At 39.3% G+C, this 14,963-nt stretch carries 17 protein-coding genes; 13 read left to right on the top strand and 4 right to left on the bottom strand.

Features of this window, described 5'->3' with window-relative positions; translation table 11 throughout:
• Positions 1-39: 39 nt before the first annotated feature.
• The 4 genes from L950_RS37500 to L950_RS19795 are packed head-to-tail and all read right to left on the bottom strand — an operon-like array spanning position 40 to position 4,623.
• Complete coding sequence (locus tag L950_RS37500) at positions 40-126, bottom strand: RagB/SusD family nutrient uptake outer membrane protein (RefSeq protein ID WP_410528144.1); 87 nt, start codon at positions 124-126, stop codon at positions 40-42.
• The gene (locus tag L950_RS27110) at positions 105-1,097 is read right to left on the bottom strand and encodes a RagB/SusD family nutrient uptake outer membrane protein (RefSeq protein ID WP_231577464.1); all 993 of its coding nucleotides are present in this window, start codon (positions 1,095-1,097) and stop codon (positions 105-107) included. Before L950_RS27110 ends, L950_RS37500 begins: the two co-directional genes overlap by 22 nt.
• On the bottom strand, positions 1,097-1,510 hold the full coding sequence (locus L950_RS27105) for a RagB/SusD family nutrient uptake outer membrane protein (RefSeq protein ID WP_021189446.1): 414 nt from the start codon (positions 1,508-1,510) through the stop codon (positions 1,097-1,099). The genes L950_RS27110 and L950_RS27105 overlap by 1 nt, the downstream gene beginning before the upstream one ends.
• 56 nt (positions 1,511-1,566) lie before the next feature.
• Positions 1,567-4,623: a SusC/RagA family TonB-linked outer membrane protein gene (locus tag L950_RS19795; RefSeq protein WP_021189445.1), complete on the bottom strand. Its 3,057-nt coding sequence runs from the start codon at positions 4,621-4,623 to the stop codon at positions 1,567-1,569.
• A gap of 536 nt (positions 4,624-5,159) precedes the next feature.
• Between L950_RS19795 and L950_RS19790 the strand changes: the two genes are divergently transcribed.
• The 13 genes from L950_RS19790 to L950_RS19740 all read left to right on the top strand — a co-directional run.
• On the top strand, positions 5,160-7,166 hold the full coding sequence (locus L950_RS19790) for a SusC/RagA family TonB-linked outer membrane protein (RefSeq protein ID WP_021189444.1): 2,007 nt from the start codon (positions 5,160-5,162) through the stop codon (positions 7,164-7,166).
• Positions 7,167-7,174: 8 nt separating this feature from the next.
• On the top strand, positions 7,175-7,402 hold the full coding sequence (locus tag L950_RS35835; protein WP_021189443.1) for a TonB-dependent receptor domain-containing protein: 228 nt from the start codon (positions 7,175-7,177) through the stop codon (positions 7,400-7,402).
• Positions 7,403-7,479: 77 nt separating this feature from the next.
• Entirely contained in the window at positions 7,480-7,716 is a 237-nt protein-coding gene (locus L950_RS19780) for a hypothetical protein (protein ID WP_156169777.1), read from the top strand.
• Positions 7,698-8,294 carry a hypothetical protein gene (locus tag L950_RS19775; RefSeq protein ID WP_197086584.1) on the top strand — a complete coding sequence of 199 codons (597 nt, stop codon included), beginning with the start codon at positions 7,698-7,700 and terminating at the stop codon, positions 8,292-8,294. Before L950_RS19780 ends, L950_RS19775 begins: the two co-directional genes overlap by 19 nt.
• Before the next feature lie 10 nt (positions 8,295-8,304).
• Entirely contained in the window at positions 8,305-8,496 is a 192-nt protein-coding gene (locus tag L950_RS19770) for a hypothetical protein (RefSeq protein ID WP_021189441.1), read from the top strand.
• Entirely contained in the window at positions 8,496-9,926 is a 1,431-nt protein-coding gene (locus tag L950_RS19765) for a RagB/SusD family nutrient uptake outer membrane protein (RefSeq protein WP_021189440.1), read from the top strand. Before L950_RS19770 ends, L950_RS19765 begins: the two co-directional genes overlap by 1 nt.
• 28 nt (positions 9,927-9,954) lie before the next feature.
• Positions 9,955-10,662 carry a hypothetical protein gene (locus L950_RS19760; protein ID WP_132769613.1) on the top strand — a complete coding sequence of 236 codons (708 nt, stop codon included), beginning with the start codon at positions 9,955-9,957 and terminating at the stop codon, positions 10,660-10,662.
• A 130-nt stretch (positions 10,663-10,792) separates the two neighbouring features.
• The gene (locus L950_RS19755; RefSeq protein WP_132769611.1) at positions 10,793-11,818 is read left to right on the top strand and encodes a DUF5007 domain-containing protein; all 1,026 of its coding nucleotides are present in this window, start codon (positions 10,793-10,795) and stop codon (positions 11,816-11,818) included.
• An 83-nt stretch (positions 11,819-11,901) separates the two neighbouring features.
• Positions 11,902-12,228, top strand: a complete 327-nt coding sequence (locus L950_RS35830) for a DUF6055 domain-containing protein (protein ID WP_156169775.1) — start codon at positions 11,902-11,904, stop codon at positions 12,226-12,228.
• On the top strand, positions 12,186-13,268 hold the full coding sequence (locus L950_RS19750; protein WP_262507152.1) for a DUF6055 domain-containing protein: 1,083 nt from the start codon (positions 12,186-12,188) through the stop codon (positions 13,266-13,268). The genes L950_RS35830 and L950_RS19750 overlap by 43 nt, the downstream gene beginning before the upstream one ends.
• Before the next feature lie 81 nt (positions 13,269-13,349).
• Positions 13,350-13,952 (top strand): hypothetical protein, encoded by a 603-nt coding sequence (locus L950_RS35825; RefSeq protein ID WP_197086583.1) that lies wholly within the window; start codon positions 13,350-13,352, stop codon positions 13,950-13,952.
• Positions 13,928-14,449, top strand: coding sequence for a hypothetical protein (locus L950_RS35820; protein WP_197086582.1), 522 nt, complete (start codon positions 13,928-13,930; stop codon positions 14,447-14,449). The genes L950_RS35825 and L950_RS35820 overlap by 25 nt, the downstream gene beginning before the upstream one ends.
• A 197-nt stretch (positions 14,450-14,646) precedes the next feature.
• Positions 14,647-14,963 (top strand): family 43 glycosylhydrolase (locus L950_RS19740; protein WP_156169774.1); only part of this gene is annotated, 317 nt, incomplete at its 3' end.

Here is a 14,963-nt window from a genome sequence, read left to right as displayed (position 1 = left end):
ATTATTTTTAACCACGTTCACACCCATCAACGGTTTATTTCACGTTCCATGGCGAATCTTCCATCTTCGTACATCATATATTCGATGGCTTTCAAAACAAAGTTCTACCTGTCTTTCACCTCGTATACGTTTTTTAAGGCTTCTCCAGATTCTGTGAGATTGGGCATTTTGACGCTTTGACGATTTCTTATTTTATTGATGTATTGTCTTGCCAAATCATCTTGTCCTAATTCTTGTAATGTTTCCGCATAATTAAGGTATAGTTCAGCTAATCTAAAGATAATCCAGTTTTGATTACTGCCCTCAGATCCAAATCGGATCGTTTCACTCATATACTTTCGCCAGTGGTATCCAGTTTCCGTAGCATTCCAACCTTGATCGCCTTGTTGGCTGTCTTTTCCTCCAGCAAATATTTCAACGGCGGTCCCTCGAAAAGAAGCGCCATTATAAAGGATGTTGGCATAGAATCTAGGGTCACGGTTTACATAAGGATTCTGACTGTCGTATCCAGAAGTCGGATCTTCAGGTAATTTCCCGTTTGTTAATTCAAATGCATTTACCATGGTTTGAGATGGGGTATAAACACTCCATCCGCCATAGCTGTTGGGTTGGCAGACAATATCTAAACCTGCACCTGGGACATTGCTAAAGTTGTAATCAAATAGCACTTCGCTATTTCTTTTGTCTGTAAAAACCTTTTTGTAGTCGCTGTTCTGATATAATGCAAATCCATTGTTTTCGGCAAAATCGATTGCTTCTTTTGTCGCTATTGAAGCCGTAGTCCATTTTCCTTTGTCATTACTGGTATTGTGTAATGGGCTTGCTGCATATAAGAGTGTTCTAGCTTTCAATGCATAGGCCGCAGTTGAAGTGGCCCTGCCAATACTTTTGGTTTCCTCCTTATAGGTTGCCGGAAGTAAGGCAATTGCTTTTTCAATATCGGCTAAAATAAAGGTCACGCATTCATCAAACGTATTTCTTTTGACTTCAAAAGATTCTTCGTTGAGTCCATATACTTTTTCAATTATAGGAACACCTCCATAATGTCTTGCAAGATCAAAATAGGCATATGCGCGTAAGAAATGGACCTCTCCAATTAGACGTTTTTTTGCGCTTCTGCGGCTGTTCCTTGTGCAGGTACAGCTTCAATGCGGTCTAGAAAAATATTCAGGTTTCTAATCTCCTGATAGTTTTGCTGCCAAAAATTATAGACCGGATTATCGGGATCCATTTGTCCGAGCTCCAGTGCGCGTTCATTGCCATAAGAATGTTTTGAATTACCTTCATCCGATGCTCCTGACATGAAGTATGCTTTTTGCACTCCCTGAGCCTCCAGAAAAGGTAACAAAGTATAGCGACTATTAACATAAGCTTCGACAAGATTCAGATCTTGCCATACATCGGCATCAGAGTACGAGTCTAATGGTTTTTTATCGAGGAAATCTTTTTCGCACGATACTTGCGTAAAAGCTAGTCCGGCAAGTATAAGAAGGGGAAATATTTTTTTCATAATATAAAAGTCTATTTTTAAAGAATTATGCTGTTTTTTAAGGGGTCATAACTGGCCTAAAAGCTCAGATTGACACCGACGGTGTAAATTCTTGTTTGTGGATAATAAGCACCCGTATAAGAGACAGTTTCTGGATCATAGTGCTTCACCTTATCAATACTAAACATGTTAAAACCATTGAGGTATAATCGAAGGTTTTTAATACCAGATTTTTCAAGTTTTTCTCCTGTAAAAGTATAGCCCACTTCTACAGTTTTAAGTTTGAAAAAAGACATGTCTTGTAACCAAAAATCGGAAGCTCTATTATTGACATTATAGGTACGGTCAAAAGCGCCTGGATATTTTGCATTGGGATTTTCCGATGTCCAGCGATCTTCATATAACCATTGCGGTGGTATAAACTCGCCATTATTAGCCTGCGGCAGAATAATCTGCTTGGCTTTGGCCTGTCCTTGCCAAAGCATACTAAAGCTTAGGTTTTTATAGCTTCCGCCCATTCGTAATCCATAAACCAATAATGGTGTAGGGGATTCGTAGATACGTTCCTGATCATTTGCATTGATCACACCATCATTGTTGATGTCCAAGTACCGGATATCTCCGACTTGGCTTCCTGGAAGTTTTACTTTTGTATTATCAAGATCTTCCTGGGTTCTGAATAAACCATCTGTGCGGTATACTAACCAAGAGCCCAACTGATATCCTTGTTGTTTTTGCCATTCTAATACATTTGGTGATTCATCGATAAAAACGATTTTACTCCAAGTACGCGTCATGTTTGCGTTAACAAAATATTTGAAATCTTGAATCGATCCTTTTGTTCCTAAGGTAAGTTCGATTCCTTTTCGGTCTACCCGTCCGATATTTTCATCAGGTAATTGAAGTCCTGTGGTATGAGGTACAGATACATTTCTTTTAGCCAGTAAGTGATCTCTTTTTGCCCAAAAGTATTCTGCAGAGAAATCAAGTTTATTATTGAATAAAGAACCTTCCAATGCCACATTTTTCATTTCCTCCACTTCCCACGTAATATTTGGATTAGGAGCTACGCCAGGCATAAGTCCTGGTGCATATCCTGGATTTTCACCATCACCGAGATAATAGCGGTTGTGATCCTGTGCTACCGTATAGCGGGTTAAAAATTGGTATTGATTGATGCGGTCATTTCCTAAACGGCTTATGGATGCTCTCAATTTGAGTTCATTGACAAAAGAGAAATTGTCTTTGATGAATTTTTCTTCACTTAAACGCCATCCTACGGAAAGGCCTGGGAAATTACCATATTGTCTTCCTGGAGGAAAATTAAAAGATCCATCACGGCGGAAGACAAGCTCTGCTAGGTATTTATTTGCGTAAGCATAATTGAGGCGACCGAAGTAATTGCGTCGTGCATTTTGATCGGCGGTGCTTCCATTGCTTTGTCTGGTCACATCATAGAAAAAAGCAAAAAGTTGATCGATTTGACTACTCACTAAGCCTTGTCTGTTAGCAAAAATACCCTCATTGTAGTAATCACTTTGTTCAGCAGCCACAAATGCACTTACGTCATGCTGACCAAATTGACGGTTATAATTGAGTCGTAGGTGAAAGGTTTTTAAATTACTATCGCCATAACTTTGTGATATACTAGGATCGCCCAATAACAAGCTTCTTACAATATTGTACGTGTCTGTTGTGCTGTTGTATCGGTATAGGTCAAAAGGTTTGGTAAATGATTTTTCATTGTAAAATGTAAAGTCAAATGCAGCAAACCCCAGTAACGAAAGACCTTTGGTAACATAAGGAAGCTTAAGCTCTCCGTTGATTGTCGTCTGTATGCTATTATTTCTTTTTCTTAAGTATCCATTGTATCCTTGTGCCATTTGTAATGGATTAGGGCCTTCGATACCTGCAACAGGAAGTCCGTTGGGATAAAATGGTGCTAATCCAGGGTAGGACCCTAATATGGATAGGAAAATTCCATCCGCTCCAGTGGGTGGATTATTGCGATCTTCTTTTCGGCCAACGATATCTAAACCTAATTTGAAATTGTCGGTGATCTGTGCGTCAATATTAGAACGCAGATTGTACTGATTATAATTTGTTGCACTTTTCTTATAAAATGCATCTTGATAGAGGTATGCTCCCGATACGAAATATTTTATTTTTTCTGACCCTCCCGAAATGGAAAGTGAATGTTGGGTTTGCGGAGTCAATGGTTTTAGCACTTCGCTATACCAATCCGTATTTGGATAACTGATGGGATCGGATTGGTCTTTGAATTTTTGAATTTGTTCCGGTGTATAAGTCACATTCCCCTGACCTTGACGGATATCTTTTTCATTTCTAAATAAGGCATAATCGTAGGAATTGACCAATTTAGGGACACGTGTTGGTTCAGAAAGACCAAAAGACCCAGCGTAATTTATGGTAGGTTTTCCTGTACTTCCTCTTTTTGTCGTGACAAGAATGACACCATTAGCCGCTTGCGCTCCGTATATAGCAGCCGAAGCATCTTTTAAAACCGTGATACTTTCTATATCTGTTGGATTTAATCGTTCAAAGCCGCCTCTGTTGGCCACTCCGTCGATCACGATTAGAGGAGCATTATTTCCGGTAGTACCTGATCCTCTTATTAGAATAGAAGATCCATCAGCACCTGGTTCACCACTACGGTTATTGACCACAAGTCCAGGCATACGTCCTGCCAATGAATTGGCAATATTAGGAGATTTACTCTCGTTAATTTCGTCAGCATTAATCTGTGTGACTGAGCCCGTTAGTGTAGCTTTTCGCTGTGTACCATAACCAACGACAACAACTTCATCCACTTGTTGAGATTTTTCTTGTAAAGTGATCTGCAAATTGGTTTGCCCATGTAGGTGCACTTGTTTTGAAGTATAATTAAGACTTGAAACTATCAAAGTATCACTTGCGCTATAGCTAATGGTAAATTTACCGTCTTGATTAGTCGAGGTACCTTTCCCCGTTTTTTTTAACAGAATAGAAGCTCCCGCTATTGGACTTCCGTTATCCGTAAGGACAATAGCATTAAGGGTTTTGTTTTGTTGTGCAGTCCCTGCCAGACCCAATAACACAAGACAGCAACTGAGCCATACTTTTAGAAATTTCATAATATTTTTTTGGTGATAATTTTGATTTCAGTATTAAATGATTGTGGTTTTGATCATTTAAGGGAGTGATAATCTGTTTGTAACGGTTTGTTTACACAAAAATAATCTCTTGCTATAGTATTATTGGAGCATATTTTAACAAGACGTACTCGGATTTTGATATTTCGAAACGGTTTTAGCTATTATTCTCCTTCAATAAATTGGATAAGTTTAAAATTGTCCTGAATAGGATATATTTAGGCTTTCAAAATATGTTTATGTTATTCAATTTTTTGCGATTTCACTGTATTGTGCTTGTATATTGACGTTATATAAGTATTGGTGTTGCCTTTGACATGTTTTTGATTATATGAGCTGTAAAAATGGAAATATATTATATTTCCATGTAGAGTTTAACTTTAAAATTTGAGTGAAATCTAAACTTTTGGTCACAATCAGAGTGCGATTGGTTAAATTCGGGTTGAATTTGAATCTGATTCTACTTTACCTTCGAATATCAATTAACAACTAATATCAATTAACCAAATTAATCACTTATGAAAAATGCAGGTCTTTTAATAGTCCTCGTAGTTCTCCTTTCATTTGATTTATTTGCGCAACAGATAACCGGTGTAGTTCGTGATGTTTCGGGAAGTGTAATGGTAGGGGCTACTCTGAGAAATTTGTCTACGCAGATAAGTGCTCAAACGAATAACAAAGGGGAGTTTACGATGGTAGCAAAACCAGGAGACGTTATCGAGGCGAGCTTGCTTGGATATGAATCCAAGAGGCTAAAAGTCGGATCGGAATCTCCACTCAATTTTGAATTGAATACGACATTTTCCACTTTAGATGAAACCGTAGTGATCGGTTATCAGAAAGTCTCCCGAAAGAAATCTACTGCCGCAATTTCTAGTATCTCAGGAAAAGAATTGGCTAATCTGCCAGCCGCAAGTTTTGACCAATTACTTCAGGGACGTTTATCTGGTGTCAATGTGCAGAATTTCACCGGAGAACCAGGGGCATCTCCCACTGTTCAAGTGCGTGGAAATACCAGTCTGAATAGAGAGTATGACGAATTTAGTGTCGGAAATGCGCCATTGTATGTCGTTGATGGAGTACCTCAACCGCCGCAACAATATACTTCTCCAGTTACGGGAACAGGTACAAATTTTATCGCTGGAATAAATCCACAAGATATTGAAAGTATTGATGTACTGAAAGATGCCTCAGCTGCAGCAATCTATGGGTCAAGGGCATCCAGTGGTGTAATCTTGATCACGACTAAAAAAGGTGTTAGTCGTGAGCCACAGGTGATGGTTTCTGCATATTCAGGATTGACACAACGACCAGAGTTGCGAGATGTTGCGATAGGAGCGGAAGAGAGACGGCAAAAAATGCGCATTTTGCAAGAATTACAGCAATATCGACCTGAGATTGATAATCGAAACATATCTTTCTTGCTTACAGATAGTTTAAATCCAGCTTTTAACGGTGCCACCGATTGGCAAGATATGTATTATCGTAAGGGAATGGTGAATAATGCTGATCTGAGTTTGAGTGGTGGCGGAGCCGGAGGATCTAATTATCGTTTCAGTGCTGGATTATATGACGAGAAGGGGATTGTCAAAGCTACGGGATTTAAGCGTTATTCCACACGTTTGAATTTAATGTCAAAAGCTCTGAATGAACGTTTGATGATTAATCCTATTGTTGCTTATTCGCGGACAGAGCGTACCCGAGCTGGGGGTGGCGGAGTTGGTGTGACAGCTAGATATACGCCTGCATCTTATTTTAACCTTAGTGAGACGCGAAAAAATTATCTTTTGGGGATGTATAATGATGATTCGGATGTCAATACAGGTAATCAATTTACATTTAACCTAAATCTAGGGTATGATTTTTCAAAGGCGTTGAAATTTACATCCCAAACTTCTTATATCTACTCTAATAGTAGACGTGATGTAAGTACTCCATCTTCTGTGGCCAATTTTACAGGAAATAGACAAGATGTATTTTCTGACAACCAAGTCAATGTATTGGCGTCTAATTATTTTAGTTATAATAAAGAGTTTAATAAACATAGCCTGAGTATGATCTTGGGAAGTGATCTGGAATATAATCAATACCGCTCAGTAGGTGCAGGTGCTTCGAATGGAGCTTCAGACCAAATTAAAGTCATACAAGGTTTTCAGCAACGTTATTTAACGGCTTCTTCTGATTATCAAGCTTATAGTATGGCTTCTTTTTATTCGCGGTTAGCGTATGACTATGATTCCCGCTATTTACTATCGGCCAGTATACGTGGTGATGGATCATCTCGATTTGGGATGGGCAATAAGTGGGGATACTTTCCTTCTGCTTCGGTAGCATGGCTCGTTTCGGAAGAATCTTTTATGAAAGATGAAGAGTCACCATTTTCAATGTTAAAACTCCGTGCTAGTTTAGGTACAACAGGTGGATTGCCCGGAAATAATTATCTACAGTATAATCTTTATCGCGTCAATGCTGGAAATTTTGGGGGAATAATAATGCAACTTCTTATAATGGAGTTACAGCCATAACCCCCAATTTGGTCGATGGAGTAGCACAACCTAATATCAGCTGGGAGCGCTCTGTGCAATGGAATATAGGTTTGGACGGTGAAATTTCCAATGGTCGTTTTTCTTTTGCATTGGACGTTTTTAATAAGGAAAATAAACAATCATTATTTGATGTGGCACTACCCGTGACTACTGGCTATGACCGGGCATTAACCAATTCGGTTGGTGTACGCAATTACGGAGCGAGGTGGTCTTAATGGCCAATCCGCTTCCAAGAACTAGTCCTGTTCAGTGGTTTAGTAGATTGAATGTTTCGTATGTGAGAAATAAAATTATGAATCTCCCTAATTCGGGCAGGGATCTAGTGGTATCGGGTTCTCGATTTGATAAAACGCATATTCTTTCGGTTGGTAGTCCGATCAACACATTTTACCTGTACCAAACTTTAGGAATCTATTCGACACTTAATGATATTCCAATCAATCCACTTACGGGTGACCGTTATAATGCTGGAGGAAGCCCTATGCTCCGGGTGATATGTGGATTAGAGATGTGGATGGAGACTATATGACCGATCCTTTTAATGATGGTATAAACCCGGACAAACTTCCGCTCGGCGATCCAAATCCCAAATTCACGGGTGGTTGGACAAATAATGTGACCTGGAAGAATTTTAATGTTGGTGTGCTCTTTACCTTTTTATTCGATAGGGATGTGCTCAATCTGTATCAATCGGATCTGTTTGAGAATGGTGCAGCAACCAATTCAACCAGTGGTTTTGCGCAGTATGCGACACCAGATTTTAGTAAGATCAATATCTGGCGCCAACCAGGCGATCGTGCAGATTACCCGGCTTATCCTTTAGGGTCTTGGCGTTATTATACCGTTGCTGGTCAAACATTTTTCATGGATAAAGGTGATTATTTCAGAGTGAAAAGTGTGAGTCTTTCGTACAGTCTGCCTAATCGTTTAGTATCGGGATGGGGAATGAAAAGTATCCGGATGTATGGTATCGTCGATAATTTAATGATGTTCCAGCGTTCGAAAAGATTACCGGATGCCGAGGCTGTAAATTATTATGGTGAATATGAGGGTAATGGTTACCCGATCCCTAGAAAATTCACGTTTGGTGTAGAGTTACAATTTTAATTAGAGCGTCATGAAAACATTATTTATAATCAATTATTGGAAATGGGCACTTCTTGTAGCTATCGGCTTGAGCTCCACGTCGTGCAATAAGTTTTTGGAAGAGGAACCTCGAAATTCCACCTATAAGGAAGTCTACTGGAAAGATCCAAAAGCAGGAGAAAGTGCTATTGCGGGTAATTATGCGCTGCTGAGAAATGCTTGATGGATGGTTTTTATGGAGTTGGAAACCGGTATTATATCTATGGTGATATGACTCCGGATATTTACATCGGTATCACTCGGGATAGTTACAGTCACCCAGAAATTGGGCGAGGAAATTGGACAAGTAATTATTTTGCTCAGTCTTATGGTAATTGGACTGTATTTTATAAAACGATAGCGATGTCCAATATCATTCTCAAAGAGATGCCTTTGGTATCGAATGATATTTTAATTTTAGAGCAGGCAGATCCAGAAGCTTTTCGAAAAAAAATTATGGGACAAGCTTATTTTATACGTGCTTTTTCTTATTTCATGTTGACCAAGATTTGGGGCGATGTGCCCTTAGTGACGGAGGCATATGATGATCCCATCAGTGCGCCCCATCTGGGACGTACCTCCCGCATTGAAGTGATGAAGCATATTGAGGAAGATTGTCATCAAGCTATTAAATCTTTGAGCTGGGGTTATAAAACAGTTGCGGAACGTGCTGTTACCGCAAATAGAGGGTCGGCCTATGCTTTGCTTGCACATTTATATTTATGGAGGGCGACGACAACCGATCTTGCATCTAACAATCCTATTTTGAGCGATGTACAAAGCGCTGATACCACCATCAATACATTGCTTGCGCAGGGCGGGTATGCACTTGCTGATACTGCGAAATATGGAGAGGTGTTTAAAGGTAGATCGAGCGAGGGTATTTTTGAATTAAATGTCAGTGAAAATACATTAGAAGGATCAAGCGCACATATTGGTATGAAATTTTTAAACAATAGTTTTATACCGACTTATGCCTCTGTTGCCGATTTTTTCACTAAACCAGCTTATTTAAGTAGTCATTTTTACAAGATCGAAGAGAAAGAAGATTGGGTCTGGCATCAAGATATAGGGCAATGGGTCTGGGAGACTGTACAATCTCGTGGGCTTGATACATTGGATGTACGCTTCAAAAATAATTTTGTCAATTATACAACGGATGTACCCGTATGTATTAAATACAGCAATATTGTTTTTAGAAATCCAGGACAGCAACTTGAGCCCTACAATAGTAATAATTTGATTTTGTTTCGGTTGAGCGATATCAAATTGTTGCAGGCGGAAATAGCGCTCTATCAAAATAATCCGAGTCGTGCCATTACGATCATCAATGCATCAAGAACACGTTTTGGAGGTGATCCATCAAGCTTATTAAAACCAGGTCTGGCAACAACGGAAGTGATGAAAGAATATATGATCGAACGAGGGAAAGAGCTGTATTTAGAAGGTCATTTATTTTTTGATATGATTCGCACACGGACCTACTCGGACCATATCACTTGGCTGACAGAGGCTCGCTTTAAACAGGGTGGTTTTTTCTGGCCAGTAGATCCCCGCTTATTTAGTGAGAATAGACTTTTGGTACAGACGGAGTACTGGCGTGGAAAGATTTAATGACATATTTAGAAATTTAAATTTTAAAATGATGACTAAAATAATAAAAAAAACCTGTGCATATCTATTATTTTGCCTGTTGTTTTTTCACCTATTGACCTCATGTACGAAAGATGATTATATCAACGATGGAGGCATTCACCAAGCGAAAGTGAATATGACAACCTATGATTTTCTGGCATCGCATCCAAAATTTGATTCTTTGGTACGGATCATTGACCGTGCAAATTTAAAAGAGCTGGTAAACAGTGATATCACGTTCTATGCAACAACAAATTGGGGAGTTGCGGAATATGTAAGCGCTAAAAAACAACAGCGTATTGCAGAGGTTGGCGATGAAAATATTTCTTTTACTATTGATGATATTGATCCAAAACGATTGGATTCATTGAAGATATATATGTTTAAAGGAAAGGTCGAGCGCGACAAGCTGGATGTGAATGGTGCATACTTTACCAATTTATTTGGACCTATCAGTGGTGTGCGATTTCAGTTGGGCTTGAGGCGAACTAGAGATTATAGTTCTTATGTCGATTATGTTGATTATTTATATTACACAAAGGTAAATGGAACACTGGATTCGGAGGAACCAAATCAAAATGCAATACCGGAAGCAGGGCGTGATGAGCGAATAGATGTACAGACTTCAGGAATTATTACCACAACGGGTATCATACACGTATTGCACGGTGGCCATCGTTTATTTTTTAATAAAGAAAAAATGGCTTCTAACTAATTGTGAGCTATTCATCAAGATTAATAATTAAAAATTGCGTGTTTATGAATCGATTATCAGCAAAATCTTAGAAAAAATTGTGGCGATTAGTGCTGATAATCGATTCATTTCCGATACAAAATATATTCTAATGAAAATATATAATATAACCACGTACACGATCCTATTTGGAATAATGATCGGTATTGTTCTCTCCTCCTGTTCAAAAATAGAGGAAGGATTTTTAAGTGATACCATTCGATATCGTGACAGTGTGATCTACTGTAAGCGAGGGATGTCGCTCACACTTTCAGATCGGATCAATGCAGATGGATCGACTCCACCATTTGAATTTAAAATGTTAAATCTACGCAATAAGCTGACGGGTGAACCTGCACCTGCAGAATTTACCAAATTGTACGAAATTGAAGTTTTTAAAGAAGGTATGACTTTTAATGCTGCAACAGATACAACCGTTGCGCTTTTAAAAGCTAAGCGGGAGTTGAAGCAGGTGACACCCATGGAGTTTAATTCGATCAGTGGACAGATTAGTTTTAACCGTGCATCTGCAAATCTACCTCTAGGGATCTATACGTTTGATTTGCAGGCAACAAATCGTAAGGGTACTAAAGTTTACAAATCATTTGCAGAAATTCATGTCATTGAACCGTTTTTGGAGGATGTTTTCGAGTTGACTTATGCCGCAATGACAGGATCAAATGCTTCGGAGACTTTTACTCCTGCTTATAATAGTAATATCAAATTGACCTGTACCAAAGTTTCCGATGATGGCGCGCGTGTGATCTTAAAAGTTGTTGATAAAAATGGTCGCGCATGGGATCCAAGTGCAGGTCAGGTGATCAAACGGGGCGATCGTCCAACGTTTGAATCCCATGTTCGCTTCAATCCGGTAGTTGCAACAAATACATCATTGTTGTGTGATTATGAAGTGGCTCCTTTTCCACTGACAAAATTCAATGATGGTAAGACAAATTGGGATTACAATATTTATTACCGTATTCCAATGCGTTTTGCTGCGATGGATGGTCATCCTAACCATAATATCAATCCTGTTTTTGGTTTTCGTATCCTGATGGAAGGAACATTTGAGGTGGAAGTAAAGCTTACAAATGTGACGGCAATTAACTCGTCCGGACCACCTACGACAGGATTGTAAATATGTTAGAAAATTTATTGCCAAAAATCCAGTTGCTTTGGCAACTGGATCGGTTAAAAAAGTATATTAATATAAGATACAAAATGCAATCAAAATTAATTTTTTACATCGTATTGATGGGGAGCTTACTTTTTGCACATCAGGCTTGTTCTTACCCCCATGATCCGGTACAAAAGGGAAAGCAACTTTATCTCCCTGCCCAAATATATCGAGTACCGGAAAACAACGATTATAATAATAAAGAGAGTGAATTTAGTCATTTCCGAAAAGTAGAGTCGGATAATATTGCTATATTTTGGGCTAAGGAATACGGAGAGCGTCCACAAGAACACGCGCTAGCTCCAAGCGGTTTGATCCTGAGGCTATTTTGCAGGAGTGCGAGCGTTTTTATGGCCACTACCTTGATGTAACCAAAATGGTGCAACGAGGTAATTCATTATCAGACCAATATAAGCTGCTTTTCTTTGTCATTGGAGGTGACGAGGGAACAGCTTTTGGCGGTGGGGCAGCCGATTCAGTTGGTGTCATGTGGGCCTCTTCTCTTCGTCTTCAATATAAGCCTTTTGGTGCCGTTGCCCATGAAATGGGACATTGTTTCCAATATTTGGCCAAATGCGATGGCAATTGGGCCTTCTCCTCACCAGTAGAAGGGAGTCAAGGACATTCCATTTTTGAAATGACTGCGCAATATTTATTGTGGCAAGTATATCCTGAATGGATGACCTTTGAAAATTACCATTTAAAGAGTTATATGGATAAAACTCATTATGCATTTTTACATGAGACCAATATGTATCATGCCGCTCAGGTACTAGAATATTGGTCATCGAAAAGAGGAACAGACTTTATGGGACGGCTATGGCGTGAAGCAGTTCCTGGTGAAGATCCGGTGAGAGCATATAAAAGGTTGACTCATACTGATCAAAAAGTATTCAATGATGAAATTTTTGATGCAAGTAGAAAATTTATTACCTGGGATTTGCCTCGTATAGCTCAAGTGGCCAAGCCCTACGCCAATCAACATATCACGAAATTAGTAGCTGCAGATGATGGATGGGTACAAATTGCCACCAGTCATGCTCCACAAAATTATGGGTATAATGGTATCAAACTAACTTCTTTTTTACCCGGTAAGCCTGTTGAGTTAGATTTTAAAGGAATAGCTGGTGCAGCTGGTTATAGAGCTATAAATGTTCAAAATGCAGGTTGGCGCTATGGTTTTGTTGCTCATCAAGCAGATGGAACGCGCATATATGGAGATGTTCTTAGTGCCAAAATCGGAAAATCTACTTTTACAGTTCCTGAAAATACCACAAATCTCTGGCTAGTTGTGACAGGTGCTCCAGAGGAACATACCGTTCATATTGTAGATGGAAAAGATGAGAATGACGAGCAGTGGCCTTACGCGATTAAGTTAAAAGGTGCAGCAGTTGATGCAAAGATGCTGTAGCTATGCTGTTCGTGATGGCTTCTTGGGGGCATTATATGGTCCGATCATCTCCTTTATTTAAGATGAAAGAAAATATGAAGATTGGATATATATCCAAGTGTCGCATGTGTCTGGTCAACACATGCGACACTTTGGGTAAAAAACGGTCATGAAAAGGTAGTTTATAAGGATAGGACTTCCTTATTTTTAGTTATGTTTATGGTTTTACCAAATGCTGTTGAACATATGAAAATTATTGATAAAGAAACGATTGATGCTATACTTAAATATGATAAATTGATTGAAGCGCTGCGCGAGATTTTTCAATCGTCATTTACGATGCCTGTTCGGCATCATCACTTTTATCAAAATGCTGAGGGAATTGAAAATACGCTTATTTTGATGCCTTCGTGGACGGACAATTATATCGGAATCAAGCAGGTTATTGTGGCTCCCGAGAATCACAGAAAAAACCTCCCGGCTATTTATGCCTTGTATACGTTGTTGGATGCGGTCACTGGAAAACCTTTGGCACAGATGGATGCGGCAGGGTTGACTTCCCGAAGAACAGCCTGTACTTCTGCTTTAGCGGCTTCTTATTTAGCTCGAGATGATTCAAAAATCTTACTGATTGTTGGAGGAGGGAAGTTGCGCAACATCTTGTGCAAGCGCATTCGGCTGTGCGTGCGTATGACCAAATTTTGATCTGGACAAGAAATGAATCGAAAGGTGGAGATCTGGTATTGAACTTACAGCAGGCGGGATTTCGTAATGTTGCGTATGCCGATAAGTTGGAAGAGGCTGTGCGTAGGGCAAATGTGATCTCCTGTGCGACGCTTAGTCATGAACCTTTGATAAACGGGGAATGGATTAAGGCTGGAACACACTTGGATCTGATTGGATCACATACGCCTAAAACGCGTGAAGTAGATGATAGCGCCATTCTTAAAAGTAGCATTTTTGTGGATTCGCGCGCGGGAGCGCTCCACGAGACGGGAGAACTTGCGATCCCCATTGCAACCGGTGTACTGGATCCTGCAAATATAAAAGGTGATATCAAAGAACTTTGTTGTGGTGAAATTATGGGAAGATCATCATCAGATGAAATCACTTTATTTAAATCGGCGGGATTGGCAATTGAAGATTTGGCGGCAGCTTTGCTCGTGTATAGGAATGTGGGAAAGGAGACGACATCGGTTTGATCATTTCAGAAAATGAAAAAGAGTAGGGCTTAGTCAGTCATCATACCGCAAAGAATATTTTTTGATTCTTTGGGAAGCATAGTAGGTTGATTTGGATTTCTGTCGAAATAATACTCGTTCTTTAGATAGATTTTGTATGACCATAAATTGGAATATTAAGTTATATTTCCTACTTTCAAGGTTACTAAAACCTTTTAATGATGAAAATATTTTTTTATTTCCTTGCAGGCTTCGTCCTCTACATTTCACAACCTGTCTATGCGCAACAAAATCCTGTATTTCCAGGTTGGTATGCCGATCCTGAAGGTATTATATATAACAATGAGTATTGGGTTTTTCCGACCTATTCTGCGCGATACGAAGATCAGATATTCTTTGATGCGTTTTCATCAAAAGATTTTGTCACCTGGAAAAAACATCACCGTATCATTGATACGGCTGAAGTAAAATGGGCTAAAAAAGCGATGTGGGCACCAAGTGTTTTTCAGAAAGACAAGAAATACTATTTATTTTT

It is taken from the genome of Sphingobacterium sp. IITKGP-BTPF85 (assembly GCF_001006065.1).
GTDB classification, from domain to species: Bacteria; Bacteroidota; Bacteroidia; order Sphingobacteriales; family Sphingobacteriaceae; genus Sphingobacterium; species Sphingobacterium anhuiense.
This window is presented reverse-complemented; position numbering and strand designations above follow the sequence as displayed.

Coding starts and splice junctions, on each gene's coding strand:
- L950_RS27105 (WP_021189446.1), bottom strand. CDS start 1,510: ATGAAAAAAATATTTCCCCTTCTTATACTTGCCGGACTAGCTTTTACG.
- L950_RS19795 (WP_021189445.1), bottom strand. CDS start 4,623: ATGAAATTTCTAAAAGTATGGCTCAGTTGCTGTCTTGTGTTATTGGGT.
- L950_RS19790 (WP_021189444.1), top strand. CDS start 5,160: ATGAAAAATGCAGGTCTTTTAATAGTCCTCGTAGTTCTCCTTTCATTT.
- L950_RS19780 (WP_156169777.1), top strand. CDS start 7,480: ATGAATCTCCCTAATTCGGGCAGGGATCTAGTGGTATCGGGTTCTCGA.
- L950_RS19770 (WP_021189441.1), top strand. CDS start 8,305: ATGAAAACATTATTTATAATCAATTATTGGAAATGGGCACTTCTTGTA.
- L950_RS19765 (WP_021189440.1), top strand. CDS start 8,496: ATGGATGGTTTTTATGGAGTTGGAAACCGGTATTATATCTATGGTGAT.
- L950_RS19760 (WP_132769613.1), top strand. CDS start 9,955: ATGATGACTAAAATAATAAAAAAAACCTGTGCATATCTATTATTTTGC.
- L950_RS19755 (WP_132769611.1), top strand. CDS start 10,793: ATGAAAATATATAATATAACCACGTACACGATCCTATTTGGAATAATG.
- L950_RS35830 (WP_156169775.1), top strand. CDS start 11,902: ATGCAATCAAAATTAATTTTTTACATCGTATTGATGGGGAGCTTACTT.